At 71.1% G+C, this 26547-nt stretch carries 23 protein-coding genes and 2 pseudogenes; 19 read left to right on the top strand and 6 right to left on the bottom strand.

What is annotated here, in order from left to right; all coding sequences use genetic code 11:
- Positions 1-4: 4 nt before the first annotated feature.
- Complete coding sequence (locus OG841_RS08875; RefSeq protein ID WP_328641938.1) at positions 5-1867, bottom strand: sialidase family protein; 1863 nt, start codon at positions 1865-1867, stop codon at positions 5-7.
- A gap of 104 nt (positions 1868-1971) precedes the next feature.
- Entirely contained in the window at positions 1972-2889 is a 918-nt protein-coding gene (locus OG841_RS08870; protein ID WP_328641939.1) for a quinone oxidoreductase family protein, read from the bottom strand.
- 89 nt (positions 2890-2978) lie between these two features.
- Between OG841_RS08870 and OG841_RS08865 the strand changes: the two genes are divergently transcribed.
- Both OG841_RS08865 and OG841_RS08860 read left to right on the top strand, forming a co-directional pair.
- Entirely contained in the window at positions 2979-3416 is a 438-nt protein-coding gene (locus tag OG841_RS08865) for a MarR family winged helix-turn-helix transcriptional regulator (RefSeq protein ID WP_371564337.1), read from the top strand.
- 19 nt (positions 3417-3435) lie between these two features.
- Positions 3436-3963: an isochorismatase family protein gene (locus OG841_RS08860; RefSeq protein WP_328641941.1), complete on the top strand. Its 528-nt coding sequence runs from the start codon at positions 3436-3438 to the stop codon at positions 3961-3963.
- Between the two features lie 80 nt (positions 3964-4043).
- On the opposite strand, the gene fdhD is transcribed toward OG841_RS08860, so the two are convergent.
- The 3 genes and pseudogenes from fdhD to OG841_RS08845 form a co-directional block, all read right to left on the bottom strand.
- Complete coding sequence (gene fdhD / locus OG841_RS08855) at positions 4044-4892, bottom strand: formate dehydrogenase accessory sulfurtransferase FdhD (protein WP_371564335.1); 849 nt, start codon at positions 4890-4892, stop codon at positions 4044-4046.
- A 7-nt stretch (positions 4893-4899) separates the two neighbouring features.
- A pseudogene (locus OG841_RS08850) lies at positions 4900-5259 on the bottom strand (4Fe-4S binding protein); the annotation flags it as partial.
- Positions 5199-5518 (bottom strand): annotated as a pseudogene (locus OG841_RS08845) (molybdopterin-dependent oxidoreductase); the annotation flags it as partial. The pseudogenes OG841_RS08845 and OG841_RS08850, both read right to left, overlap by 61 nt.
- Positions 5519-5682: 164 nt before the next feature.
- Between OG841_RS08845 and OG841_RS08840 the strand changes: the two are divergent.
- From OG841_RS08840 to OG841_RS08825, 4 genes are all read left to right on the top strand, one after another.
- Positions 5683-7017, top strand: a complete 1335-nt coding sequence (locus OG841_RS08840) for an OFA family MFS transporter (protein ID WP_328641943.1) — start codon at positions 5683-5685, stop codon at positions 7015-7017.
- Entirely contained in the window at positions 6983-7120 is a 138-nt protein-coding gene (locus OG841_RS08835; RefSeq protein WP_167368276.1) for an MFS transporter small subunit, read from the top strand. The genes OG841_RS08840 and OG841_RS08835 overlap by 35 nt, the downstream gene beginning before the upstream one ends.
- Before the next feature lie 145 nt (positions 7121-7265).
- Complete coding sequence (locus OG841_RS08830; RefSeq protein ID WP_328641944.1) at positions 7266-8204, top strand: beta-ketoacyl-ACP synthase III; 939 nt, start codon at positions 7266-7268, stop codon at positions 8202-8204.
- A 121-nt stretch (positions 8205-8325) separates the two neighbouring features.
- Positions 8326-9003: a GntR family transcriptional regulator gene (locus OG841_RS08825; protein WP_328641945.1), complete on the top strand. Its 678-nt coding sequence runs from the start codon at positions 8326-8328 to the stop codon at positions 9001-9003.
- Between the two features lie 5 nt (positions 9004-9008).
- Here OG841_RS08825 and OG841_RS08820 read toward each other — a convergent pair whose 3' ends face one another.
- A complete protein-coding gene (locus OG841_RS08820) occupies positions 9009-9842 on the bottom strand; it encodes an NAD(P)H-binding protein (RefSeq protein ID WP_371564331.1) in 834 nt (277 codons plus the stop codon).
- A gap of 197 nt (positions 9843-10039) precedes the next feature.
- Here OG841_RS08820 and OG841_RS08815 point away from each other — a divergent pair, with 197 nt between their 5' ends.
- The 13 genes from OG841_RS08815 (at position 10040) to OG841_RS08755 (ending at position 26545) form a co-directional block, all read left to right on the top strand.
- Entirely contained in the window at positions 10040-11221 is a 1182-nt protein-coding gene (locus OG841_RS08815) for an ROK family transcriptional regulator (protein ID WP_371564329.1), read from the top strand.
- A gap of 115 nt (positions 11222-11336) precedes the next feature.
- On the top strand, positions 11337-12857 hold the full coding sequence (locus OG841_RS08810) for a sugar ABC transporter ATP-binding protein (protein ID WP_371564327.1): 1521 nt from the start codon (positions 11337-11339) through the stop codon (positions 12855-12857).
- Positions 12854-13873 carry an ABC transporter permease gene (locus tag OG841_RS08805; protein WP_057616217.1) on the top strand — a complete coding sequence of 340 codons (1020 nt, stop codon included), beginning with the start codon at positions 12854-12856 and terminating at the stop codon, positions 13871-13873. The genes OG841_RS08810 and OG841_RS08805 overlap by 4 nt, the downstream gene beginning before the upstream one ends.
- Before the next feature lie 17 nt (positions 13874-13890).
- Positions 13891-14943, top strand: coding sequence for a substrate-binding domain-containing protein (locus OG841_RS08800; RefSeq protein WP_371564324.1), 1053 nt, complete (start codon positions 13891-13893; stop codon positions 14941-14943).
- Between the two features lie 158 nt (positions 14944-15101).
- Positions 15102-16304 carry a Gfo/Idh/MocA family protein gene (locus OG841_RS08795; RefSeq protein WP_371564322.1) on the top strand — a complete coding sequence of 401 codons (1203 nt, stop codon included), beginning with the start codon at positions 15102-15104 and terminating at the stop codon, positions 16302-16304.
- 14 nt (positions 16305-16318) lie between these two features.
- Positions 16319-17323, top strand: coding sequence for a sugar phosphate isomerase/epimerase family protein (locus OG841_RS08790; RefSeq protein WP_307080092.1), 1005 nt, complete (start codon positions 16319-16321; stop codon positions 17321-17323).
- An 83-nt stretch (positions 17324-17406) separates the two neighbouring features.
- Positions 17407-19914: a PQQ-dependent sugar dehydrogenase gene (locus OG841_RS08785; RefSeq protein ID WP_371564320.1), complete on the top strand. Its 2508-nt coding sequence runs from the start codon at positions 17407-17409 to the stop codon at positions 19912-19914.
- A gap of 13 nt (positions 19915-19927) precedes the next feature.
- Positions 19928-21271, top strand: a complete 1344-nt coding sequence (locus tag OG841_RS08780) for a ThuA domain-containing protein (RefSeq protein ID WP_328641952.1) — start codon at positions 19928-19930, stop codon at positions 21269-21271.
- A 109-nt stretch (positions 21272-21380) separates the two neighbouring features.
- Positions 21381-22589, top strand: a complete 1209-nt coding sequence (locus tag OG841_RS08775) for an inositol-3-phosphate synthase (RefSeq protein WP_371564317.1) — start codon at positions 21381-21383, stop codon at positions 22587-22589.
- Complete coding sequence (locus OG841_RS08770) at positions 22586-23908, top strand: SCO3242 family prenyltransferase (RefSeq protein ID WP_371564315.1); 1323 nt, start codon at positions 22586-22588, stop codon at positions 23906-23908. Before OG841_RS08775 ends, OG841_RS08770 begins: the two co-directional genes overlap by 4 nt.
- Before the next feature lie 149 nt (positions 23909-24057).
- Positions 24058-24966 carry a sugar phosphate isomerase/epimerase family protein gene (locus OG841_RS08765; RefSeq protein ID WP_365123562.1) on the top strand — a complete coding sequence of 303 codons (909 nt, stop codon included), beginning with the start codon at positions 24058-24060 and terminating at the stop codon, positions 24964-24966.
- Positions 24963-25697, top strand: coding sequence for an EboA domain-containing protein (locus OG841_RS08760; protein ID WP_371564313.1), 735 nt, complete (start codon positions 24963-24965; stop codon positions 25695-25697). Before OG841_RS08765 ends, OG841_RS08760 begins: the two co-directional genes overlap by 4 nt.
- Positions 25697-26545, top strand: coding sequence for a TatD family hydrolase (locus OG841_RS08755; RefSeq protein ID WP_328641957.1), 849 nt, complete (start codon positions 25697-25699; stop codon positions 26543-26545). The genes OG841_RS08760 and OG841_RS08755 overlap by 1 nt, the downstream gene beginning before the upstream one ends.
- Positions 26546-26547: the final 2 nt, after the last annotated feature.

Below are 26547 nucleotides of genomic sequence, written 5' to 3'. Positions count from 1 at the left end.
GACGTTAGCGGCTGTCGCTCACCCGGTCCATGGGCAGCCACAGGACGGTGTCCCCCGCGGCGGCGTCCGAGCCGGTGATCTCCTCGTCGGTCAGGGCCCGGTCCCGGACCCGGACGTCGTCGATCGCGCCGGTGAAGTGCGCCCGGCCGTCCACGCGCTGCCCGATGTACACGCCGAACGGCGAGTTGCGGCTGACCGAGCCGGACACGTCCGGAGCAGCGGTCGCCGAACCGTCGACGAAGAGCGTGAGCCGGCCACCGCCCCGGCGCAGGGTCAGATGATGCCATCGCCCGTCGTTGTACGCGCCGTTCGTGCTCACCCACGCCGTCCGTACGGTCCGCGCGCCCGCCCGCACGGTGATCAGCCCGCGCACCCGGCCGCTCGCGGGCTCGCCACGCAGCCAGACCTGTGGCTGCCCCGTGCCGACACCGCCCATCCACAGCAGCGGCTGCTCACCGGTCCTGGCCGTGTACCGGAACCACAGGGAGGCGGTGAAGTCCTTCGTACCGAGCGGGAGTTCCTCGCGATAGGGCAGGCGTACGGCGTCGTCGGTGCCGTCGAACTCCAGGGCTCCGCCGATGACCCCGGCCGTCACGCGGGCGCCGCCGAGCACCGCCGCGCGCGGGGCGAGGGGAGCGAGGTCGGGGGTGGTCGGGTCGGGGCCGCGGCGCGGGGTCAGCCGGTCCTCGGAGAAGCGGACGAAGCGGATCTCGTCGCGCGCGTCGACCGCCCCGCCCTCGTACAGCAGGCCCACCGTGTCCTCGTCGACCTGTACCAGGTCGGAGTAGCCGGACCAGTCCGTGGTGACGACCGTGCCGCGGTCGAGGGTGTCCCAGGTGCGGCCGCCGTCGTAGGAGGAGCGGATCATCATCGTGCGGCGGCGGTCGGGGTCCCCCGGGCAGGACAGCAGGATGCGCTCGCCGAGGTCGAGGGTGGCGCACTGCACCTGCGGTGCGTACAGGTCGGGGAGGGCCCGGAACGGCGAGCCGAAGCTGTCACCGCCGTCGAGGCTGACGGCCTGGGTGCGGTGGCCGAGGTCGCTGCCGTCCTGTTCGCGGCCGCTGACGAGGACGGAGCCGTCGGTGCGCTCGGTGAGCGTCACCTCGGAGGGCTTCTGCCGGAAGGTGCCGTCGGCGGCGACCGGCCAGGAGTCGGTGGCGCCGATCCTCCAGTGCTCGCCGCCGTCGTCGCTCACGACGAGCGCCGCGTGACCGGCGGTGACCCGACTGCCGTCCCACGTCTCGGCGTTGACCCCGAACACCAGCCGCCCGGCGTGGGGTCCGTGGCTGAGCCGGATGCCGTGCACGGGGCCCGTGGCGTACCAGGAGTTCCACCGCGGGGGCAGGATCTCCTCGCGCAGGTCGCGGGACGCGGACCAGGTGAGGCCGTCGTCGTCGCTGTACTGGAGGTGCGGGACGCGGTCGCAGGGCACCCGGCAATTCCCGCTGTCCGTACGGCCCGTGTTGTACGTCTCGGCCAGCAGGACCCGGCCCGTCCCGCGGTCCACGACCGGGGCCGGGTTGCCGTGGGTGTCGCCCGCGCCCTCGCTGACCACCTGGAGCGGACCCCAGGTGCGGCCGCCGTCCGTGGAGCGCTTGAGGACGATGTCGATGTCGCCGGCGTCCCCGCAGTCGAGGACCCGGCCCTCGGCGAACGCGAGAAGGGTGCCGCCGGTGGTGCGGACGATCGCCGGGATGCGGAAGCAGGCGTAACCGGGGTCCCGATCCGCCCTGAAGAGGATCTGCTGCTCGAACCCCGGTGCGGCGGAAGGAGGTTGGGCCTCAGCGGGGCTCGGCAGGGCGAGCAGCGCGGCGGTGGTGGACACGGCGGTCAGAAAGGATCTCGGGCCTGCGCGACTCGACGGCACGGGCGATCCTGCCCTTTCGTTGTCGTACATCCGGACATATGACCTTCGGGTCACGGACGGTAGTTCCGCACCCCGCGCCTCACAAGAACCGTGCGCGTGTCCTGTCACGGATGGAGTACGACTTTTCCGAGGTTGCGCCGCGCCTCGATCACCTCATGCGCCTTCGCCGCGTCCTCCAGGGCGAACTCCCCGTGCACGACGGGCCGGAGGTCGCGGTCCAGGAACATCCGCCACAGCTCCCGCCGCCACCGCTCGTACAACTCCGGCCGCTCACGGGCGATGCGTGCCATCTGGAAGCCCGTCACGGACTTCGCGCCGACGAGGAGGTCGTACGCCTGGATCGTCCCGCCGCCCGAGCTGTACGCCACCAGTCGCCCGCCCGGGGCCAGGGCGGCGAGCGCCGGGGTGAGCAGCTCGCCGCCGACCGCGTCGAGGGCGTAGTCGACGGGATCGCCCCAACTGCCGTCCGTGTACAGGGCGGTGGCGTCGGCGCCGAGTGAGCGCACGAAATCCGTCTTGGCCGGGTCGGACACGGCGCCCACGACACGGGAGGCGCCGCGGGCCCGCGCGAGCTGCACGGCGAGGTGGCCGACGCCGCTGGCCGCCGCCGTGATCAGCGCCGTCTCTCCCGGCTCGGGGTGCGCCGCCTCCAGGGCGCCGAGCGCGACCAGCCCGCTGCGGACCAGCGCGACCGCGTCGGTCGCCGAGGCGCCGTCGGGGATCGGGGAGGCCATGGCCTCGTGGAGCAGCGCGAAGTCGGCGTAACCGTGGCCGAAGCACAGGCCCGTGACGCGTTCGCCGGGGCGGAAGCGGGTGACCCCGGCGCCGACGGCCACCACCGCACCGGCGAGCTCGCCCCCGAGCGGCACCGGCTGCGCGGCCTCGGTGACCTTGCGGACGACCGGGAGGGTGACGCCCACCGCCTCGCAGCGCACGAGGAGCTCGCCGGGGCCCGGCTCGGGGACGGGTGCCTCCTCCAGGGACAGCGGGCCACCCATGGACTCGTAACGGACACGACGCATCGACCGGACCTCCCGCTAATTCATTGGTGATCCCAACGATAGGTCGGCAATCGTTGGGAAGTCCAATGAATAGTGGCTAGGCTGGCCGCATGGCCGAAGCACCCCTGCCCGCGATCCGTTCCCTCCCCAGCTGGCTCCTCGGCCGCGCCGCCGCCCGCGGCCGGGCTCTGGTGGCCGAGGCGCTGGCTGCCGAAGGCATGAAGATGTGGCACCACGTGGTGCTCTCCGCCGTCCGTGACCTCGCCCCCGTCGCCCAGGCCGACCTCGGCCGCGGGGTGCGGCTCGACCCGAAGGACCTGGTCGGCATCCTGAACGACCTCCAGTCCGCGGGTCTCGTCCTGCGCGCACCGGACCCCACCGACCGCCGCAAGAACGCGGTGTCTCTCACGGACGAGGGAGCATGGCTGCTGAAGCGCTGCGAGAAGGCGGCCCGGGAGGCCAACGACGAGCTGCTGGCCCCCCTCTCGGCGGCCGAACGCGCCCAGTTCATGAGCCTGTTGATCCGGATCTCCGGTACACAGGGCTGATGACGGATAACGTTCCGTCATGACCGGACCCCTCGCGCTCGATCCCGCGCGCAGCGCCCTCGTACTCGTCGATCTGATGGACCGGATCGTCGCGCTGCCCCTGGAACCCCGCAAAGGCACCGAAGTCCTCGCCGCCGCCGAGAAGTTGGCGACCGCCTTCCGTACCGCCGGCGCGCCCGTCGTGCTCGTGCGCGTCGAGCGGCCCGGAGTTCCCGACCAGCCACCCGGCAGCGGGCTGGTGCCCGGCCTCGCCCGGCACGGCGACATCGAGATCGTGAAGCGGACCATCGGCGCCTTCCAGGGCACGGACCTGGACGCTCGCCTTCGCGAACTCGGCGTCACCACACTGGCGTTCGGCGGGATCGCCACCAACCTCGGCGTCGAGTCCACCGCCCGCGCCGCCCTCGACCTCGGCTACGACCTCGTCTTCGTGGAGGACGCCATGGCCGCCTTCACCGCCACCGAGCACGAGGCCTCGGCACGGCTCGACTTCCCGCGCCTGGGAACGGTGGCGACGGTGGACCAGGTGCGCTTCGTGGCGGGTTGAACGCTCGGACCGGAACGGTTCTCGGCGACGGACGCGAACAGGTCGTCGCGTAGGCGTCCCTGACCTGGGACGCGGGCCGGTCAGGTCTGGGCGGTCGTCGACTGCAGGGCGAGGCGGTGTTCCCCCGCGTACACGTTCATGGAGTGGCCGCGGAGGAAGCCGATGAGGGTGAGGCCGGTTTCGGTGGCGAGGTCGACGGCCAGGGAGGAGGGTGCGGAGACGGCTGCGAGGACGGGGATGCCGGCCATGACGGCTTTTTGTGCGAGTTCGAAGGAGGCGCGGCCGGAGACCAGGAGGATGAGGCGGGACAGGGGGAGGTGGTTGTGTTGGAGGGCGCGGCCGATGAGTTTGTCGACGGCGTTGTGGCGGCCGACGTCTTCGCGTATGTCGATCAGTTCGCCGTGTTCGGTGAAGAGGGCGGCGGCGTGCAGGCCTCCGGTGCGGTCGAAGACGTGTTGGGCGGCGCGGAGCCGGTCGGGGAGGCTGGTGAGGAGGTCGGTTTCGATGTGGAGGGGGGGTGTGTCGTTGATGGGCCAGCGGGTGGTGGTGCGTACGGCGTCGAGGCTGGCTTTGCCGCACAGGCCGCAGGAGGAGGTGGTGTAGACGTTGCGTTGGAGGGTGATGTCGGGGATGGGGGTGCCGGGGGTGGTGGTGATGTCGACGACGTTGTAGGTGTTGGAGCCGTCGGTGGTGGCTCCGGCGCAGTAGACGATGTTCTGCAGTTCGCTCTGCTCGGCGAGGACGCCTTCGCTGACGAGGAAGCCGGCGGCGAGTGCGAAGTCGTCGCCGGGGGTGCGCATGGTGATGGCGAGGGGTTTGCCGTTGAGGCGGATCTCCAGCGGTTCCTCGGTGACCAGGGTGTCGGGGCGGGAGGAGATGGCCCCGTCGCGGATGCGGATCACCTTGCGTCGTTCCGTGACTCGTCCCATATGTGTCTCAGTCCCGGTTCTGTACGTGCTGGTAGCCAAAACGGCCCTTGCTGCAGAGGCTGCTCTGGGTCACCGTCCGCTCGTGCGGGGTGGTGACCTTCACGACCTCATTGTCCTGCACGTGGAGCGTGAGGTCACAGCCCACTCCGCAGTGCGCGCACACCGTTTCCGCGCGGGTCTGTGACGCCTCGTCCCAGGTACCTGCCGCTCGCCTGTCGAACTCCGACCTGAACGACAGGGCCCCCGTCGGGCATACGTCGATGCAGTTCCCGCAGAACACGCAGGCCGAGTCGGCGAGCGGCACGTCGACCCGAAGGCCGCGGCGAGGCCCGCCACGCTCGCGGCGTGACGCGCCCCGTCCAGCAAGTCGATGTTGTCGGTGCCCATGACGACCCGCGCGAACTTCTGCGCCAGGTAGTGCGTCTCGTTGGTCGCGCGGGCGGAGGAGAACATGCCGAAGGCGCCACGGTTCCTTCCCAGGCCGTGAGCCGCGCGGTCCAGCGCGCCTCCTCCCAACCCGCCTGCCGCAATGGACCGTTGGGTGTGTCCCTGACCAGGGGGTGGGTGAGCCGGGGCAGGCCGTCGGGGTCGTCATGGGCGCAGCTCCCGTTCGATGTCGACGGAATATTGTCTACAGTATGGCTGTAGGTCGCGCAAAGGTGCAGGAGCGACCCAACCCGCCCGGGAAACCGGCCGGTTCGACCGTTCGTCGCGTCCGGGATACCGCTCATCGCATACGGTCGACGCGCCGCCTTTTCAACCAGCTTGTTTGTTCCTACCGTCCGGGATCATGAGTCCCCCTGTCGCGCCCCCGGGTTGGAGCCGCTGGCTCGTCCCCCCGGCCGCTCTCTCGGTCCATCTCTCCATCGGCCAGGCCTACGCCTGGTCCGTGTTCAAGCCGCCGCTCGAGTCCGCGCTCGGTCTCAGCGGCACACAGAGCGCACTGCCCTTCCAGCTCGGCATCGTGATGCTCGGCCTGTCCGCCGCGTTCGGCGGCACGCTCGTGGAGCGCAACGGGCCGCGCTGGGCGATGACTGTGGCGCTGATCTGCTTCTCGTCCGGGTTCCTGCTCTCCGCGCTGGGCGCGGCCACCGAGCAGTACTGGCTGATCGTCCTCGGCTACGGCTTCGTCGGCGGCATAGGCCTCGGCATCGGCTACATCTCCCCGGTCTCCACCCTGATCAAGTGGTTCCCGGACCGGCCCGGCATGGCCACCGGCATCGCCATCATGGGCTTCGGCGGCGGCGCGCTCATCGCCTCGCCCTGGTCGGCGCAGATGCTGGAGTCCTTCGGCTCCGACAGTTCCGGGATCGCACTGGCGTTCCTCGTGCACGGGCTGTCGTACGCCGTCTTCATGCTCCTCGGGGTCCTCCTGGTGCGCGTGCCGCGCAGCGAGAAGCCGGTGGAGAGCGCGCCCAGCGCCTTCGAAGGGCCGCAGGTCTCGGCGCGCAACGCCGTGCGCACGCCCCAGTTCTGGTGTCTGTGGGTCGTGCTCTGCATGAACGTGACCGCGGGCATCGGCATCCTGGAGAAGGCCGCGCCGATGATCACGGACTTCTTCAAGGAGACGTCGACCCCGGTCTCGGTGTCGGCGGCGGCCGGCTTCGTCGCGCTGCTGTCGGCGGCCAACATGGCCGGCCGGATCGGCTGGTCGTCGACGTCCGACCTGATCGGACGGAAGAACATCTACCGCGTCTACCTGGGCGTGGGCGCCGTGATGTACGGGCTCATCGCCCTGTTCGGTGATTCCTCGAAGCCGCTGTTCATCCTGTGCGCGCTGGTGATCCTCTCCTTCTACGGCGGCGGCTTCGCGACGATCCCCGCCTATCTGAAGGACCTCTTCGGCGCCTACCAGGTCGGTGCCATCCACGGCCGGCTGCTCACCGCCTGGTCCACGGCCGGCGTCCTCGGACCGCTGATCGTGAACTGGATCGCCGACCGGCAGGAGGACGCGGGCAAGAGCGGATCCGCCCTCTACACCCTGTCGTTCGTGATCATGATCGGGCTGCTCGTCGTCGGCTTCGTCGCCAACGAGCTGGTCCGCCCCGTCAGTGCCCGCCACCACATTCCCGCACCGAGGGAGGCCGCCGATGCCGCAGTCCGACAGCAGCCAGAGTCCGCCTGACCGGCGCCCGCTGATCGCCCTCGCCTGGGTGTGGGTCGGCGCGCCGCTCGCCTACGGGCTCTACGAACTCGTGCAGAAGGCGACGCAGCTGTTCACCGGGTGATTGTTCGGAAGGTGTTCGGGCGTCCGAGGGTGTGAGGGAAGCCGACAACTCGGGCGCCCGTTTCCTGTGGCCTTACGTGCCCTCGTACCCGTGAGTCACTGATCAGACTGGAGGATCCCAACCCAAGGCAACGAGGGGACCCTCCATGAACGGCTCGCGGATCGCCGCAGTCGGCCACTACCAGCCCGCCAAGGTACTCACCAACGAGGATCTGGCGAGCCTGGTCGACACCAGCGACGAGTGGATCAGGTCCCGGGTGGGGATCAGGACCCGACGCATCGCCGGTCCCGACGAGCCGGTCGACGAGCTCGCCTCGCACGCCGCCGCCAAGGCGCTGGCCTCGGCCGGGCTCGCCCCCGCCGACATCGACCTGGTCCTGGTCGCCACCTCGACCGCCGTCGACCGGTCCCCGAACATGGCCGCCCGGGTCGCGGCCCGGCTCGGCATCCCCTCGCCGGCCGCCATGGACGTCAACGTGGTGTGCGCCGGCTTCACCCACGCGCTGGCCACCGCGGACCACACCGTCCGGGCCGGTGCGGCGACCCGGGCGCTGGTGATCGGTGCCGACAAGATGTCGGCGGTGACCGACTGGAGCGACCGCACCACCTGTGTGCTCGTCGGCGACGGGGCCGGTGCGGCGGTCGTCGAGGGGGCCGACGTGCCCGGCATCTCTCCCGTGCTGTGGGGATCGGTGCCCGAGATGGGGCACGCCGTGCGGATCGAGGGCGAGCCGGCGCGGTTCGCGCAGGAAGGGCAGAGCGTCTACCGCTGGGCGACCACCAAGCTTCCGGCGCTGGCCCGGCAGGCCTGCGAGCGCGCGGGGCTCACCCCCGAGGACCTCGCGGCGGTCGTGCTGCACCAAGCGAACCTGCGGATCATCGAGCCACTCGCGGAGAAGATCGGCGCGGTCAACGCCGTGGTGGCCCGGGATGTCACGGAGTCCGGGAACACCTCGGCGGCCAGCATTCCGCTCGCGTTCTCCAAACTGGTCGAGCAGGGCGCGATCTCGACCGGCGACCCGGTGCTGCTCTTCGGGTTCGGCGGGAACCTGTCGTACGCCGGGCAGGTCGTCCGCTGCCCATGAGGTGCGGGATGTGACGAGGTCGACTCGCCGTTTACCTGGCCCCTGTGCGCCGTAGACTGTAGACAAAAGGCAACTGGTAGGGGTGTCCGGGGGTGTCCGCCCGCCGAGGAGGGGGACCGCGATGTTGTCGACAGGTCTGCCGCAGGGAGCCGTGCCGAAGCTCGAACGTCCCGGTCCGCTGCGTGATCGCGTGTACGAGGCGCTGCTCGAGCTGATCACGACTCGTGCTCTGCAGCCGGGTCAGCATCTGGTGGAGAGTGAGTTGGCCGGGCATCTGGGGGTGTCGCGGCAGCCGGTGCGTGAGGCTTTGCAGCGGTTGAACACCGAGGGTTGGGTGGATCTGCGGCCTGCGCAGGGTGCGTTTGTGCATGAGCCGACGGATGAGGAGGCTGATCAGCTTCTTACGGTGCGGACGTTGTTGGAGGCCGAGGCGGCGCGGTTGGCGGCGGCGAATGCGGGCAGTGCCGGTATCGCGGTGCTGGAGGAGCTGTGTGAGCAGGGTGAGAGGGCGGTCGCCGCGGACGACGTGGATGCCGCGGTGGCCCTGAACGCCCGACTGCACGCCACGATCATGGAGTTGGCGGGCAATGCGGTCCTGGCGGAGTTGGCGGGGCAGGTGGATCGTCGGGTGCGCTGGTATTACACGCCGATCGCCCGGCAGCGTGGCCGTCAGTCCTGGATCGAGCACCGTGAACTGATCGCCGCGATCGCCGACCGGGACCAGGGGCGGGCCACCGAACTGATGCGGGAGCACACCGAGCACACGCGGACGTCGTACCACGCACGGCGACGCTCGTAGTCACGTCACCGGAACGCGTCCGTGTGGTCTCGGGCCCAGCGGGCGAACGTGCGCGGCGCCCGTCCGGTGACCTGCTCCACCGTGGGCAGGACCACCGACTCGTCCAGGGTGCCGTCGACGAAGAAGCCGAAGAACGCGTCGACATACGGCTTCGGCACGCCGGCCGCCTCCATCTCCGCGCGGGCCTCCTCGTGCTCCAGTCCCACCGCACGCAGGTCCCGGCCCAGCGTCTCGCCGAGGATCCGGATCCGGTCGGCGGGCAACAGCGCCTCGGGACCGGTGACTTCGAGAACGCGGCCCGCGAACTCGTCGGACAGCAGGGCTCTCAGAGCGACCTGCGCGATGTCGTACGGGTCGATGTCGGTGGTCCGTGCGTCCGGGAAGGGCACCCGGACCGTGTCGCCCTCGCGGATCTGGTCCGCGAGCCGGAGCGCGTTGGTCATGAAGCTCGTCGGGCGGACGAAGGTCCATGCGAGGCCCGAATCGCGTACGGCGTCCTCCGCGTCCAGCAGATAGCCGGCGACCGCGTTCCCCCGGTCACCGGTACCCGCCGACAGGCCGGAGAGCAGGACCACGCGACGCACGCCCGCGGCCCTCGCGTCCGCCAGAATCTGCCGCTGGCCGCCGTACCCGGGCATCAAGAACAGCCCTTGTACGCCGTCCAGCGCGGCCCGTACGGTCTCGGGCCGGTTCAGATCCCCCGCCACGGCCTCCACACCCGCCGGTAACCCCTCGCTCCGCCCGGACCGGCTGACCGCCCGCACCCGCTCGCCGGACTCCGCCAGCGCACGCACGAGTTCGGCCCCCACGTTCCCCGTCGCACCCGTCACCAGAAACATGTGCTCCCCTCCGTTGCGCCCATCCTGCGGGGCCGGGCGCCGGGACACCAGAGTGCGACAGGTCTTTGTCCTGCGAGTGGAGAAAGTCGGTATCAATCTGTGCACAGCTTCTTCCCAGGTTCGGCAGCCGCTGCTACGTTCCCCTCGAAAGCACGGCAACTGGGGCCGAATGAGGCGGGGAGGGGCTCGTGAGACGCATGACGGCACGACCCGCGAACGCGCATCAGGCCCGGCTGCTCAAGCTGTTGCGCGACGGAGGACCCAACTCCCGTGCGCAACTGGGCGATCAGGTCGACCTGTCACGGTCCAAGCTGGCCGTGGAGGTGGACCGTCTGCTGGAGACGGGCCTGATCGTGGCCGACGGACTCGCCGCCTCCCGCGGCGGCCGCCGCTCCCACAACATCCGGCTCGCCCCCAACCTGCGTTTCCTCGGCGTGGACATCGGCGCGACCTCGGTCGACGTCGCCGTCACCAACGCCGAGCTGGAGATCCTGGGACATCTCAACCAGCCCATGGACGTCCGCGAGGGCCCGGTCGCGGTCTTCGAGCAAGTCCTGTCCATGGCCGCGAAGTTGGGGGCCTCGGGGCTCGCGGAGGGTTTCGACGGCGCCGGCATAGGCGTCCCGGGACCGGTCCGCTTCCCCGAGGGCGTACCGGTGGCTCCGCCGATCATGCCGGGCTGGGACGGCTTCCCCGTGCGGGAGGCGCTCAGCCAGGAACTCGGCTGTCCGGTCATGGTCGACAACGACGTGAACCTGATGGCGATGGGGGAGATGCACGCGGGCGTTGCACGCTCCGTGGGCGACTTCCTCTGCGTGAAGATCGGCACCGGCATCGGCTGCGGCATCGTCGCCGGCGGTGAGGTCCACCGCGGGGTGACGGGCAGCGCGGGCGACATCGGGCACATCCAGGCCGTGCCCGACGGCCGCCCGTGCGCCTGCGGCAACCGGGGCTGCCTGGAAGCCCACTTCAGCGGCGCGGCCCTGGCCCGGGACGCCGTGGAGGCGGTCGAGCAGGGGCGCTCCGAGGAGCTCGCCGCACGCCTCACGGCGAACGGCGGTGTGACGGCGGTCGACGTCGCTGCCGCCGCTGCCGCCGGTGACGCCACCGCCCTCGACCTGATCCGCGAGGGCGGCAACCGGACCGGCCAGGTCATCGCCGGGCTGGTCAGCTTCTTCAACCCGGGCCTGGTGGTGATCGGCGGCGGGGTGACCGGCCTCGGTCACACCCTGCTCGCCGCGATCCGCACCCAGGTCTACCGCCAGTCGCTGCCGCTGGCGACCGGCAACCTGCCCATCGTTCTGGGGGAGTTGGGCCCCACCGCCGGAGTCATCGGCGCGGCCCGGCTCATCAGCGACCACTTGTTCTCACCCGCGTAAGCCACTTCTCGGTACGGCACTGTCCGCCACGGCACCCTCTGACATGCCCCTCCAGCACAGCGCTCCTGCTTCGCCCTGCCCTGAAACCGGCCCGCACGCCCGCCAAGGGGACCTCATGGCACCAGAACCACCGCTGCTCAGCATGTCCGGCATCACCAAGTCGTTCCCCGGAGTCCGGGCCCTCGACGGCGTGGACCTCGATGTCCAGGCCGGCGAAGTGCACTGTCTGCTCGGTCAGAACGGGGCCGGGAAGTCCACGCTCATCAAGGTCCTGGCCGGTGCCCACCAGCCCGACACCGGCCGCCTGCGCTGGCGCGGCGAGGAGGTCACGCTCCGCTCGCCGATCGCCGCCATGCGCCTCGGCATCGCCACCATCTACCAGGAACTCGACCTGGTGGAACACCTGTCCGTGGCCGAGAACGTCCACCTCGGCCACGAACCCACGGCCGCGGGGTTCGTCGTACGGGGCAAGGCGGCTCGTCAGTCGACAGCCGCACTGCTACGGCGACTCGGGCACCCGGAGATCGATCCGGCGCGCCTGGTCGGGGAGTTGTCGGCGGCCCAGCAGCAGATCGTGTCCATGGCGCGAGCCCTCTCCCACGACGTACGGCTGATCGTGATGGACGAACCGTCCGCCGCCCTCGACCCGGACGAGGTCGACAACCTCTTCCGGATCGTCGGCGACCTCACCGCCGAGGGCGTCGCCGTCGTCTACATCTCCCACCGCCTGGAGGAGATCCGGCGGATCGGGGACCGGGTGACCGTCCTCAAGGACGGCCGGGCCGTCGCCGTCGGACTGCCCGCCAAGTCGACGCCGACGCGAGAGGTCGTCGCGCTGATGACGGGCCGCAACGTCGAGTACGTCTTCCCGGACCGGCCGACGGCTCCCGCGAAGGGCGAGAGGCCGCTCCTCGAAGTCCAAGGGCTCAGTCGGCAGGGCGAGTTCGAACCCCTCGACCTCGCGGTCCACCCCGGAGAGATCGTCGGCCTCGCCGGGCTCGTCGGCTCGGGACGCTCCGAGATCCTGGAGACGGTCTACGGCGCCCGGAAGCCCACCACCGGTCACGTCGTCGTGGACGGCAAGGCGTTGAAGCCGGGCAGTGTCCGAGCCGCCGTCCGCGCCGGGATCGGACTGGCCCCCGAGGAGCGCAAGGCGCAGGCCCTGCTGATGCTGGAGTCGGTCACCCGCAACGTTTCCGTCTCCTCCATGTCCCGCTTCTCCCGGGCCGGTTGGATCGACCGGGGCGCCGAACTCGGGGCCGCCCGGGCGGCGACCCGCGAACTGTCGCTGCGCCCCGACAACCCCTCCGTGCCGATCCGTACCCTGTCCGGCGGCAACCAGCAAAAAGCGGTCCTGGCCCGCTGGCTGCTGCGCGGCTGCCGGGTCCTGCTGCTCGACGAACCCACCCGGGGCGTCGACGTAGGCGCCCGCGCCGAGCTGTACGCGGTCGTCCGCCGACTGGCCGACGAAGGCCTGGCCGTGCTGCTGGTCTCCAGCGAGGTCCCCGAGGTGCTCGGCCTCGCCGACCGCGTCCTGGTGCTCCGCGAGGGCCGTGTCGTGCACACGGCACCCGCCCGTGAGCTCGACGAACACCGTGTACTCGACCTCGTCATGGAAGGAAGCCCGGCGTCATGACGCAACATGTGTCCCCGCCCAGGGGAAGCGCCGACAAAGTGCCTCCGGCGAGCGAATCGTTCGCGTGGCGAGGGGTGTTCGCCCGCGCCGACGTCCGCACCCTCTCCCTCCTCGGTGTGCTCGCCGTACTGATCCTCATCGGCGGCATCACCAAGCCCGACGAGTTCCTCGACACCCGCAACCTCCAACTCGTCCTCACCCAGGCCTCGGTGATCGGTGTCGTCACCGTCGGCATGACCTTCGTCATCACCTCGGGCGGCATCGACCTGTCCGTCGGCGCGATCGTCGCCCTCGCCTCGGTGTGGGCCACCACCGTCGCCACCCAGGAGTACGGCTTCGCGGGCATCCTCTTCACCGCGGTGATCGTCGGAGTCGGCTGCGGCCTGGTCAACGGACTGCTCATCGCGTACGGCGGGATGGTCCCGTTCATCGCCACGCTCGCCATGCTCGCCTCGGCCCGCGGACTCGCCCTGCAGATCACCGACGGCAGGACGCAGATCGTCTCGATCAACAGCGTGCTGGACCTCGGGGAACGCGACGCGTATGTCCTCGGCATCCCTCCGCTGGTCCTCGTCTTCGCGGTCGTGACGATCATCGGCTGGCTGGTGCTGAACCGCACCACCTTCGGCCGCCGCACGGTCGCCGTCGGCGGCAACGCCGAGGCCGCCCGGCTCGCCGGCATCGACGTCCGCCGTCAGCGCCTCTACCTCTACCTGCTGTCCGGACTGTGCTGCGGCATCGCCGCCTTCCTGCTGATCATCCTGTCCGGCTCCGGCCAGAACACCAACGGCAACCTCTACGAGCTCGACGCCATCGCCGCCGCGATCATCGGCGGCACCCTGCTCAGCGGGGGCCGCGGCACCATCACCGGCTCCGTGCTCGGCGTCCTGATCTTCACCACGATCACCAACATCTTCGCCCTGAACAACCTGCAGAGCGACGTCCAGCAGATCGCCAAGGGCGCGATCATCGTCGCCGCCGTGCTGGTCCAGCGCCGTACCGCAAGCACGACCTGAGGAAAGGGTTCACCGCCATGCCACAGCACACGAGCCGCTTCACCAGTCGCAGAGGGCTGCTCTTCGGGACCGCCGCCGTCGGGGCCGGTGCCCTCCTCACGGGTTGCACCAGCAACGACTCCAGCGACGACGAACCGGCCGCGAACGACCAGCCGGCCGCCGCCGAGTCGTCCGGCAAGCCGGTCACCATCGGCTTCGCCGGACCGCAGGCCGACCACGGCTGGCTCAACGCCATCAACGACAACGCCAAGAACCGGGCGAAGAAGTACTCCGACGTCACCCTGGAGATCACCGAGGGCTCCAACGACACCGCCCAGCAGATCGGCCAGATCGAGACCCTGATCAACAAGAAGGTCGACGTCCTGGTGGTGCTGCCCGCCGACGGCAAGGCCCTCACCCAGGTCGGCCTCAAGGCGATGCGCGCCGGGATCCCGGTCGTCAACCTCGACCGCATCTTCAACACCCCGCAGGCGTACCGCTGTTGGATAGGCGGCGACAACTACGGCATGGGCCTCAACGCCGGCCACTACATCGGCGGGAAGCTCAAGGGAAAGTCGAACGCCAAGGTCATCGAACTGGCCGGACTCGACAACCTCGAACTCACCAAGCAGCGCACCAAGGGCTTCGACGACGCCCTGAAAAACTACCCCAACGTCAGGAAGGTGGCCCGCCAGGCCGCCGAGTTCACGGTGGAGTCCGGCCAGGCCAAGATGGCCCAGCTCCTCCAGGCTCAGTCGAGCTTCGACGCGCTGTGGAACCACGACGACGACCAGGGCGTGGGCGCACTGCGCGCCATCGACCAGGCCGGCCGCGACGACTTCCTGATGGTCGGCGGCGCGGGCGCCCTGTCCGCCTTCCAGGCCATCAAGCAGGACAACGGCGTCCTCAAGGCGACCGTCCTCTACCCGCCGACCATGGCCGCCTCCGCGATCGACCTCGCCCGCGCCCTCGGCCAGTCCAAGGGCATCAGCGGCCTCTCCGAGTTCGAGATCCCGGCCTCGCTCACCCTCTACTCGGCCGTCGTCGACAAGACCAACGTCGACCAGTACATGTCCACCGGCTTCAAGTGAGGCGTCCCGAGCCGGGGCCCGACTTACCGACCGGGCCGGCCGCGAGCAGCGGTGCGCCCCGGCCCGGCCGGTCCGAACGGCTGGTCCCAGGAGCCCGGTTCGTCGACGGACCGGGCTGCACCCCCCACCGCGCCACGACGACGAGGAGGACATCGCGCATGGCACAGCCGCAGCAGTCAGAGGAGGCCGAGGTGCCGCCGCTCCGGGTCGGCATGGTCGGCTACGCCTTCATGGGCGCCGCCCACTCCCAGGGCTGGCGGACCGTCGGACGCGTCTTCGACCTGCCCCGCCGCCCGGTGCTCGCCGCGATCTGCGGACGGGACGCGGACGCCGTGCGCCGGGCAGCCGACCGGCACGGCTGGGCGGCCGCCGAGACCGACTGGCGGGCCCTGATCGAGCGGGACGACGTCGATCTCGTCGACATCTGCACCCCCGGCGACAGCCACGCCGAGATCGCCGTCGCCGCGCTCGCCGCGGGCAAGCACGTGCTGTGCGAGAAGCCGCTCGCCAACACCGTCGAGGAGGCCCTGGTGATGACCCGGGCCGCCGAAGAGGCCTTCGACCGGGGTCAGTTCGCGATGGTCGGCTTCAACTATCGCCGGGTGCCCGCCACCGCGCTGGCCCGCCGGATGGTGGCCGATGGACGGCTCGGCACGCTCCGGCACCTGCGGGTGACCTACCTTCAGGACTGGCTCGTGGACCCCGAGTTCCCCCTGACCTGGCGGCTGCGCCGGGAGCAGGCGGGATCGGGCTCGCTCGGCGACCTGGGCGCGCACATCGTCGACCTCGCCCAGTACCTGGCGGGAGAGCAACTGGCCGGAGTCTCCGCGTTGACCGAGACCTTCGTACGGGAGCGCCCGCTGACCGGCGGCGCCGTCAAAGGCCTGTCCGCCGTCTCCGGGACCGGCACCGGTCAGGTCACCGTGGACGACGCGGCCCTGTTCACCGGCCGCTTCACCTCCGGCGCCCTCGCTTCCTTCGAGGCCACCCGGTACGCCACCGGCCGCAAGAACTCCCTGCGCATCGAACTCAACGGCGAGCGCGGTTCGTTGGCCTTCGACCTGGAACGCCTCAACGAACTCTCCTACCACGACGGCACGGAACCCGCGGCGCACGCCGGTTTCCGCCGCATCCTCGTCACTGAGCCCGACCACCCCTACCTGGACGCCTGGTGGCCGCCCGGCCACGGCCTCGGCTACGAGCACACCTTCGTCCACCAGGCCCGCGACCTCGTCCACGCGATCGCCGAGGGCCGCCGCCCCGAACCCTCCTTCGCCGACGGGCTCCAGGTCCAGCGGGTGCTCGCGGCCGTGGAGGAGAGCGCCGAGAAGAACTCCGTCTACACCCCGATAGCCGTCTGAGGAGGCTGCCAAAGATGCCGCGTCAGTTCACGCTCTTCACCGGCCAGTGGGCCGACCTCCCCCTCGAAGAGGTCTGCCGCCTCGCCCGCGACTTCGGCTACGACGGACTCGAACTCGCCTGCTGGGGAGACCACTTCGAAGTCGACAAGGCGCTCGCGGACCCGTCGTATCTGGACTCCCGGCACGCGCTGCTCGACAAGTACGGCCTCAAGTGCTGGGCGATCTCCAACCACCTGGTCGGCCAGGCCGTCTGCGACGCCATCATCGACGAACGCCATCAGGCCATCCTGCCGGGCGAGGTGTGGGCCGACGGCGACCCTGAAGGGGTCCGGCAGCGGGCCGCGAACCGTATGAAGGACACCGCGCGCGCCGCACGCGCCTTCGGCGTCGACACCGTCATCGGCTTCACCGGCTCCGCCATCTGGCACCTGGTCGCCATGTTCCCGCCCGCCCCCGAGTCGATGATCGACCGCGGCTACGAGGACTTCGCCGAGCGCTGGAACCCGATCCTCGACGTCTTCGACGCGGAGGGCGTGCGGTTCGCCCACGAGGTCCACCCGAGCGAGATCGCCTACGACTACTGGACAACACAGCGCGCGGTGGAGGCAGTCGGCGGGCGGGCGGCCTTCGGCCTCAACTTCGACCCCTCCCACTTCGTGTGGCAGGACCTCGACCCGGTCAACTTCCTGTGGGACTTCCGCGACCGGATCTACCACGTCGACTGCAAGGAAGCCCGCAAACGCCTGGACGGCCGCAACGGCCGCCTCGGCTCCCACCTTCCCTGGGGCGACCCGCGCCGCGGCTGGGACTTCGTCTCCGCCGGGCACGGCGACGTCCCCTGGGAGGACGTCTTCCGCATGCTGCGCTCCATCGACTACCAGGGCCCCATCTCGGTCGAGTGGGAGGACGCCGGCATGGACCGGCTCCAGGGCGCACCGGAGGCACTGAACCGACTCAAGGCGTACGACTTCGAGCCGCCGTCGGCCTCGTTCGACGCGGCGTTCGGCGGCAACGAGTAAGCCGCACTGGTCAGTTCCGGGATGACGGCGCATCCCGGCGTACCGCACCCGCCCGTACAACCGGCCCCACTCCGGAGGCATCCGTGCACGGGAAAGACCGCACCATCCCTACCGACAGAAACGAGACCCACAGACGACGCGCCCCCTGGCGCAGAGCGGCGGCACTGCTCACCGGCTTCCTGCTGGCCGGCGCCTCCCTCACCCTCGCCGCTCCCCAGGCAGGCGCATCCGTCGCCGAGCAGGGAGCCGCTCAGGCCGCCGCCGAGGACTTCCAGCAGGTCACCCTCGCCAAGGGTGAGCCGGAGGTCGGCGAGCCCATGTCGCTCGCCGTGCTCCCGGACCGCTCGGTCCTGCACACCTCCCGTGACGGCGAGCTCCGCATCACCGACGCGGCCGGTACCACCCGGCTGGCCGGCAAGCTCGACGTCTACTCCCACGACGAGGAAGGCCTCCAAGGCGTCGGCGTGGATCCGCAGTTCACCACCAACCGCTTCATCTACCTTTACTACGCACCCCCGTTGAACACCCCGGCGGGCGACGCCCCCGAGACCGGCACCGCGGCCGACTTCGCGCCCTTCGACGGCGTCAACCGGCTCTCCCGGTTCGTCCTGAACACCGACGGCACCCTCGACGCCGCCAGCGAGACGAAGATCATCGACATCCCCGCCACCCGCGGCATCTGCTGCCACGTCGGCGGCGACATCGACTTCGACGCGGCCGGCAACCTCTACCTGTCGACGGGCGACGACTCCAACCCCTTCCAGTCCGACGGGTTCACGCCCATCGACGAACGCGCGAACCGCAACCCGGCCTTCGACGCCCAGCGCACCGCCGGCAACACCAACGACCTGCGCGGCAAGATCCTGCGCATCAAGGTCAACGCCGACGGCTCCTACGCCATCCCCGACGGCAACCTCTTCGCGCCCGGCACGGAAAGGACCCGGCCCGAGATCTACGCCATGGGCTTCCGCAACCCGTTCCGCTTCAGCGTCGACAAGCAGACGGGGATCGTGTACGTCGGTGACTACGGCCCCGACGCCGGCGCCGCCGACCCGGCCCGAGGCCCCGCCGGCCAGGTCGAGTTCGCGCGCGTGACCGGCCCGGGCAACTTCGGCTGGCCGTACTGCACGGGCGACAACGACGCCTACGTGGACTACGACTTCGCGACCGGCACCTCGGGCGCCTCCTTCGACTGCGCCGCGCCGAAGAACAACTCCCCGCACAACACCGGCCTCACCGACCTTCCCCCGGCGCAGGCCGCCTGGATCCCCTACGACAACGGATCGGTACCCGAGTTCGGCACCGGCTCCGAGTCCCCGATGGGCGGCCCGGTCTACCACTACGACCCCGCGCTCGACTCACCCGTGAAGTTCCCCGAGGCCTACGACGGCGACTTCTTCGCCGGGGAGTTCGGCCGCCGCTGGATCAAGCGCATTACCAGCGACGACAACGGCACCGTCCAGTCGATCAACGACATCCCGTGGACCGGCACCCAGGTGATGGACATGGCCTTCGGTCCCGACGGCGCGCTGTACGTCCTCGACTACGGCGTCTCCTGGTTCGGCGGCGACGAGAACTCCGCCCTGTACCGCATCGAGAACGCCACCGACGGCCACTCCCCGGTCGCCCAGGCAGCGGCCGACCGTACATCCGGGCAGGCGCCGCTGAGGGTGCGGTTCTCCTCCGAGGGCACCAGTGACCAGGACGGCGACGCCCTCACGTACAGCTGGGACTTCGGCGACGGCGGCACGTCCACGGCGGCGAACCCGACACACAAGTACAAGAAGAACGGCACCTACACCGCGACCCTGACCGCGAAGGACCCGAGCGGCCGCACCGGCAGCGCCAGCGTGCAGATCGTCGTCGGGAACACCGCGCCCAAGGTGACGCTCGAACTCCCGCAGGACGGCCGGCTGTTCAGCTTCGGTGACGCGATCCCGTTCAAGGTGCGCGTGAGTGACCCCGAGGACGGCCGGTCCATCGACTGCACCAAAGTCAAGGTCACCTTCGTCCTCGGCCACGACAGCCACGGCCACCCCGTCACCTCCGCCAACGGCTGCACCGGCACCATCCAGACCAGCGCCGACGGCGGTCACGACGAGGACGCCAACATCTTCGGCGTGATGGACGCCGAGTACACCGACAACGGCGGTGGCGGCCAGGCCCCGCTGACCACCCACGACCAGAGCGTCCTGCAGCCCAGGCACCGCCAGGCCGAGCACTTCGGCACCGGCTCAGGCGTCTCGGTCATCGCCAAGGACACGGCACACGGCGGCAACACGGTCGGCGACATCAACAACGGCGACTGGATCGCCTTCACGCCGTACGTCCTGAGCAACGCCAAGTCGCTGACCGCACGCGTCTCCTCGGGCGGCACCGGCGGCACCCTCGAGATCCGCGCGGGATCCGCGACCGGCACCCTGCTCGGCAAGGCGACCGTACCGGTGACCGGCGGCTGGGAGACCTTCCAGGACGTCACCGCCAACCTGTCCCGCGCGCCCAGGGGCACCACCACCCTCTACCTGGTCTTCAAGGGGAGCGGCACCGGCGCCCTGTTCGACGTGGACGACTTCACCTTCACGACCGGCTGAGAGGAGGGGTCGCATGAACACAACTGGACGATGGACGACGGCGGTTGTGGGAGCCGCGCTGCTCCTCGGCTGCGTGTCCGAACCCGCCGCGTCGCACTCCGCGGACGCCGAACGGGTGCTGGTCTTCTCCAAGACGGCCGGCTTCCGGCACGACTCCATCCCCGACGGTGTCGCGGCGGTGAAGCAGCTCGGTGAGACCGGCGGCTTCACGGTCGACGCCACCGAGGACGCGAACGCGTTCACCCCGAAAAACCTGCGCCGGTACGACGCGGTCGTGTTCCTCTCCACCACCGGAGACGTCCTCGACCCCGCCCAACAGCGGGCCTTCGAGGGCTACATCCGGCAGGGCGGCGGATACGTCGGTATCCACGCGGCCGCCGACACCGAGTACGACTGGGCGTTCTACGGTGGCCTCGTCGGCGCCTACTTCCAGTCGCACCCGGCGATCCAGCCGGCCACGGTGGTGGCCGAGGACCGGGCCCACCCGTCCACATCTGGGCTGCCTCCGACATGGAACCGGACCGACGAGTGGTACAACTACCGCTCCAATCCCCGTGATCGGGCCCACGTCCTCGCCTCACTCGACGAGTCGTCGTACACCGGCGGCACGATGAACGGCGACCATCCGATCGCCTGGTGCCAGGACTACCAGGGCGGCCGTGCCTTCTACACCGGCCTCGGCCACACGAAGGAGTCGTACGCGGACCCGGCGTTCCTCGGCCATGTGCTGGGCGGCATCCGGTATGCGATCGGCGACGCCCCGGCCGACTGCCGGCCGGAGAACGGCTACCGTCCGCTCTTCGACGGCACGGCCGCGTCACTGGACGACTGGAAACAGGCCGGTCCGGGCTCCTTCACCCGGTCCGACGACGGCACACTCACCTCGTCCGGCGGTATGGGGATGCTCTGGTACGCCGGTCAGAGCTTCGGGTCCTACTCCCTGAAGCTCGACTGGAAGATGGCCGGCGCCTCCGGTGACGACAACTCGGGCGTGTTCGTGGGCTTCCCGCCCTCGGACGACCCCTGGTCCGCCGTCGACAACGGCTACGAGATCCAGATCGACGCCACCGACGTACCCGAGAAGACCACAGGGTCCGTCTACGGCTTCCGCTCCGCCGACCTGAAGAAGCGCGACCGTGCGCTGAACCCGCCGGGGGAGTGGAACACGTACGAGATCCGCGTGGAGGGCGAACGCCTCCGCGTCTGGCTCAACGGCGTGAAGATCAACGATTTCACCAACACCGATCCGGCCCGAAGCCTGCGTGACGGGCATGTCGGCATCCAGAACCACGGAGCCGACGACCAGGTGTCGTTCCGCGACATCCGGATCAAGGAACCGCTCGGCAAGGGCGATTGAGCGGCGGCGGGCGGGGGACGCCGGACTCCCGCCCGCCGTCTTCGCCCCGTCGTCGTTCATCCCTTCGTCGCAGAGTCTGCGTACCCATGTGCTCGGCAAGGAGGCTGCCATGTCCGCGTCCGATTCCGTACCGCGCGTCGGCGTCTGGCTGATCGGGGCCCGCGGTTCCGTCGCCACGACGGTCGTCGCGGGCTGCGCCGCCATGACCGCGGGCCTGCACCCGCCGACGGGCCTGCTCACCGAGACACCACCCTTCACCGAAAGCGGCCTGCCGGCCCTGTCCTCCCTGGTCTTCGGCGGCCACGACACGCTGGACTGCCCCCTGCCCAAACGGGCGGAGACCCTGGCGGCGGGCGGCGTCCTGCCCCACGGCCTGCCGACAGCGGTGAGCGCCGAACTCGCCGCCGCGGAACGGGAGATCAGGCCGGGCGGCCCCCTCCCCGGCGACACGAGGTCCGAGGACGACCTGATCGCCGCCTTCGCCGCGGACATACGGTCCTTCGTAGGACGATGCCGGCTGACGCGCGCGGTAGTGGTCAACGTGGCCTCCACCGAGCCCGCGCCCACCGGCGACGCCCTGCCTCCGAGCTCCCTGTACGCGGCGGCGGCCCTGCGCGCGGGCTGCGCGTATGTGAACTTCACGCCCTCGACCGGACTGCACCACCCGTCGCTGACGCGGCAGGCCGAGTCCTCGGGCCTGCCGTTCGCGGGCCGTGACGGCAAGACCGGGCAGACCCTGCTCCGGTCCGTCCTGGGCCCGATGTTCACCCAACGCGCCCTGACGGTCCGGGCCTGGTCCGGCACCAATCTCCTCGGCGGCGGCGACGGAGCCTCCCTCGCCGACCCGTCGGCCGCCGCGGCGAAGAACGCCGGTAAGGAGCGCGTCCTGGCCGACACCCTCGGCACCACCCCGGAGGGCGAGGTCCACATCGACGACGTCCCCGCCCTCGGCGACTGGAAGACCGCCTGGGACCACATCGCCTTCGAGGGCTTCCTCGGCACCCGCATGGTCCTTCAGACCACCTGGCAGGGCTGCGACTCCTCCCTTGCCGCACCTCTCGTACTCGACCTGGCCCGTCTGGCCGCCCGCGCGCACGAGAGGGGGCTGTCCGGCCCACTGAGCGAACTGGGCTTCTACTTCAAGGACCCGGTGGGGCAAGGGCCCGCGGGACTGGGGGAGCAGTACGCGCGGCTGGTGGGGTTCGCGGAGCGGCTGAGCAGCGCGGGCGACTGCGGCGATGGCGGCGGCGCCTCAAGTTCGGTCGACCGTGGCGGCCCCGTCGGCGAGCCGGCCGATGGTTCGGGGGAGCAGTGGTGAGGGCGAGCAGAGCCGCGGCATCGGAGCGCCTGTCCAAGGGCGCGGGCGGGACGACGGCGACCCCCACCACGCCCCTTCTCAAGGGGCCTTCGGCACTGACCGCACCACCGAGCCGTACGCACACCAGTCGCCCCGACCGCGACCGCGACCGCGACCCCGACCGCGACCGCGCCTGGGCCGAACTCCTGCGCCTGCCCGCCCTGTTCACCGTCCCCGGCGACGCCTTCGCCGGAGCGGCGGCAGTCTCCGCACGCCCCACCGGGCGGACTCTCCTCGCGATCGCGTCCTCCCTCTGTCTCTACGAGGCCGGCATGGCCCTCAACGACTGGGCCGACCGCGACGTGGACGCTGTGGAACGCCCCCACCGCCCCCTCCCTTCCGGTCGTATCCGCCCTGCGGCGGCCCTCGGCGCGGCCTGCGCTCTCACCGGCGCGGGCCTCTCCCTGGCGGCCTGCGCGGGCCGCCCCGCCCTCACGGTCGCTGTCCCGCTCGCGGCCACGGTCTGGGCGTACGACCTCGTCCTGAAGAACACCCCGGCAGGACCGCTCGCCATGGCGACGGCACGAGGGCTGGACCTGCTGCTCGGCGCGGGGGCGACGGCGGGGGTCGGCGTGGTGGGCCGGGTGCCCGAGAGGGCCGGCGTGGACGGCGTGGGCCGGAAGGTCGGTGCGTGCCGAGCGTGGGCCACGGCCGTCGCCGACGAGCCTCGGGTGGCCTTGGGGACGTCAGCCGTTCCCGGCGCCCTGGACGGCATCCGACAGGCCCTGCCGTCCGCCGCCCTGCTCGGCGTCCACACTCTCGCCGTCACCACCGTGTCCCGCCGTGAGGCCCAGGGCGGCTCACCCCTGGCCTCCTTCGCAGCGCTCGCCGCGACGGCCGCACTGACGCGGACGGTGACCCGACAGCGTTCGCTCCCAACGGACCGGATCGCCGGTGGACGACGCGGCACCGGAACGCCCCGGCTGGCGGACCTGGCCGCTGCGGCCATGTCCCGGCTGTCACACCCCCCGCGGCAGACCGGCGATCACGTCCCCCCGCCCAGCCCCAGCCCCGACCGCCTCGACGCACACGCGGCCCTGCGCCTCGCCCTCGCCGCCGCCTACGCGGCCACTACCGCCCGCCCTTACCTCCACGCCACCCTCAACCCCTCACCCCCGGTCACCCAACGAGCCGTCACCGCCGGCATCCGAGCCACGATCCCCCTCCAGGCCGCCCTCACCGCCCGCTCGGGCGCGCAGGGCGCGACCGTCACGGCCCTGCTCACCACCGCCCTCGCCCCCCTGGCAGGACGCTTCGCGAGGAGGGTGAGCGTCACATGACCGACCCCCTCGCTCCGCGCCCACTCATTCCGGCCCCCCGCGACGACATGACCGGCCCCATTGCTCGGCCTCGGCCCTCCGCCGGCCCCGGCGGCGACACGACTGCCCCAGTTGGTCCGCCCCGGCCCGCTCCTGGCCCCGACGGCACCATGACCACCCCCCTGGCTTCACCCCGCCCCGCCCCAACCCCCAGCCCCACCCCCCTCCGCTTCGGCTACGGCACCAACGGTCTCGCCGACCTCCGTCTCGACGACGCCCTCACCCTGCTCGCCGACCTCGGCTACGACGGCGTCGGTCTGACGCTCGACCACATGCACCTGGACCCCCTCGCCTCCGACCTGGCCGCCCGCACCCGCCGCCTCGCGCACCGCCTGGACGCGCTCGGACTGACGGTCACCATCGAGACGGGCGCCCGCTATGTGCTCGACCCACGCCGCAAACACGGCCCCTCGCTGCTCGACCCCGACCCGGACGACCGCGCCCGCCGCGTCGACCTGCTGGTCCGGGCCGTCCAGGTCGCCGCCGACCTCGGTGCGCACGCCGTGCACTGCTTCAGCGGTGTCACCCCGCCGGGCACGGACCCGGACACGGCGTGGAAACGGCTGGCCGAGACCCTCACCCCCGTCCTCGACACCGCCACCACCGCCGGCATCCCCCTCGCCATCGAGCCCGAACCGGGCCACCTCCTCGCCACCCTCGCCGACTTCCACCACCTCCGCACCACCCTCGGCGACCCGCCGGCCCTCGGACTGACCCTCGACATCGGCCACTGCCAGTGCCTCGAACCCCTGTCGCCCGCCGAGTGCGTGCGCGCCGCGGGCCCCTGGCTGCGCCACGTCCAGATCGAGGACATGCGCCGGGGCGTCCACGAGCACCTCCCCTTCGGTGACGGCGACATCGACTTCCCGCCCGTCCTGGCCGCCCTGGCCGACACCGGCTACCAGGGCCTGACGGTCGTCGAACTGCCCCGCCACTCCCACGCGGGCCCCCACTTCGCCGAACTCTCCCTCCCGTTCCTCCATCAGGCAGTGGCGCTCTCACAAGGAAGCACCCCATGACCCACTCCCATGCCCACCAGGCAACCTCCCCGGCGGACCTCCAGGGCACCACCCTCGCCCGAACCCCGCTGCACGACCTGCACAGCCACGTCTCCGAACGCCTCGGCGAAGCCGCCCGCACCTGGCTCGACCAGGCCCTCGACGAAGCCGCCGCCCACCCCGGCGCCCACGGCCCCATCTCCGTGTGGGAGCTGCGCCTCGCCGAGGCCGGCCGCCGCTGCGGCCCCGAACACGCCGACGCCGTCCGCATCCTGATCCTGCACGCGGCCCGCGCCGACACCGACGCCCTGACCCGGGTCTACGCCCAGGGCACCGCCGCCGAACGCCGCGCCGTCCTGCACGCCCTGCCCCATCTGGTGTCCGGCCCCGAAGCCATCCCGCTCGTCGAGGACGCCCTGCGCACCAACGACACCCGGCTCCTGGCCGCCGCCGTCGGCCCCTACGCCGCCCGCCACCTCGACACCCACCACTGGCGCCACGCCGTTCTGAAGTGCCTGTTCACCGGGGTACCCGTCGCAGAGGTGGCGGACCTGGACCGACGGGCCCACGCGGACGCCGAACTCGCCCGCATGCTCGGCGACTACGCCGCCGAACGCACCGCCGCGGGCCGTCCTGTGCCCGAGGACCTGCACCGCGTCCTGACCCTGACCGACCCCACGGCCACCCCACCCGCGCCGGCCGCCGACCACGGCCCGAACGGCGCGGAAGGCACCCACGGCAAGGAGTCCTGATGCGCATCTTCGACCCCCACATCCACATGACGTCACGGACCACCGACGACTACCAGGCCATGCACACCGCCGGCGTCCGCGCCGTCGTCGAGCCGTCCTTCTGGCTCGGCCAGCCCCGCACCTCTCCCGCCTCCTTCCTCGACTACTTCGACTCCCTGCTGGGCTGGGAGCCCTTCCGCGCCGCCCAGTACGGCATCGCCCACCACTGCACCCTCGCCCTGAACCCCAAGGAGGCCAACGACCCGCGCTGCGTCCCCGTCCTCGACGAGCTGCCCCGGTATCTCGTCAAGGACCAGGTCGTCGCCGTCGGTGAGATCGGCTACGACTCGATGACCCCGGCCGAGGACACCGCCCTCGCCGCCCAGCTCCAGCTCGCCGCCGACCACGAGCTGCCCGCGCTGGTCCACACCCCGCACCGCGACAAGCTCGCCGGTCTGCGCCGCACCCTCGACGTCGTCCGCGAGTCCGCCCTGGCGCCGGACCGGGTCCTGGTCGACCACCTCAACGAGACCACCGTCAAGGAGGCCAAGGACAGCGGCTGCTGGCTCGGCTTCTCCGTCTATCCCGACACCAAGATGGACGAGGAGCGGATGATCGCGATCCTGCGCTCCTACGGCCCCGAACAGGTCCTGGTGAACTCCGCCGCCGACTGGGGCCGCAGCGATCCCCTCAAGACCCGCAAGGTCGCGGACCTCATGCTCGCCGAGGGCTTCACCGAGGACGACGTCGACCGCGTCCTGTGGCGCAACCCCGTCGCCTTCTACGGACTCAGCGGCCGGCTCACCCTCGACATCGCGGCCACCGAAGCCACCCACGAGGGCAACTCCATCCTCCGCGGCGGGGCGTGAGC

It is taken from the genome of Streptomyces canus (assembly GCF_041435015.1).
In the GTDB taxonomy this organism is placed as follows: domain Bacteria; phylum Actinomycetota; class Actinomycetes; order Streptomycetales; family Streptomycetaceae; genus Streptomyces; species Streptomyces canus_G.
The sequence above is the reverse complement of the archived record's forward strand: the minus strand, read 5'-3'. Positions and strand labels throughout refer to the sequence as shown.